Genomic DNA, 735 nt, shown 5'->3' on the forward strand with positions numbered 1-735 from the left:
GTCGAGCGGCCGGCGGATGAGGCGCACCTGCACCACATGCGCCGCCACATCGGCATGGTGTTCCAGCACTTCAACCTGTTTCCGCACAAGTGCGTGCTGGACAACATCACGCTGGCGCCGATCCTGACCAAGGGCGAGCCGCGGGCCGCGGCCGAGCGGCGGGCGATGGACCTGCTCGAGATGGTGGGGCTGGCCGACAAGGCCCGCGCCATGCCCTCGCAACTGTCGGGTGGCCAGAAGCAGCGCGTGGCGATTGCCCGCGCGCTGGCGCTGCAGCCGCGCATCATGCTGTTCGACGAGGTCACGAGCGCCCTCGACCCCGAACTGGTCGAGGAGGTGCTGCTGGTGATGAAGCGCCTCGCTGCCGAGACCGACATGACCATGCTTCTCGTCACCCACGAGATGGGCTTCGCCCACGAGTTCGCCGACCGCGTGCTGTTCTTCGACCGCGGCCGCATCGTCGAGCAGGGCCCGCCCGACCAGATCTTCACCCGTCCGACGCACGAACGCACCCAATCCTTCCTGCGCAAGATCATCGCCGCAGGGCACCGCGTCTGACCCTCACCCTCCAACAGAGAGAGACCCGATGAAGAAGACGCTTCTGACGCTCGCACTGCTTGCCGCACCCCCTGCGGCCGTGGCCGACACGCTCGACAGCCTGCGCGAACAGGGCTTCGCCCGCATCGCCATCGCGAACGAGCCGCCCTTCACCGCCGTCGCCGCCGACGGCACCGT

1 protein-coding gene is annotated in these 735 nt (G+C 68.4%); it reads left to right on the forward strand.

Annotated features, from left to right (window positions below; genetic code table 11):
* Window positions 1-558, forward strand: a 558-nt coding sequence (locus FG154_RS20620; protein WP_145112025.1) for an amino acid ABC transporter ATP-binding protein, incomplete at its 5' end; no start/stop codon positions are given.
* Between the last annotated feature and the right edge of the window lie 177 nt (window positions 559-735).

Source organism: Cereibacter sediminicola (assembly GCF_007668225.1).
Taxonomy (GTDB): Bacteria; Pseudomonadota; Alphaproteobacteria; order Rhodobacterales; family Rhodobacteraceae; genus Cereibacter_A; species Cereibacter_A azotoformans.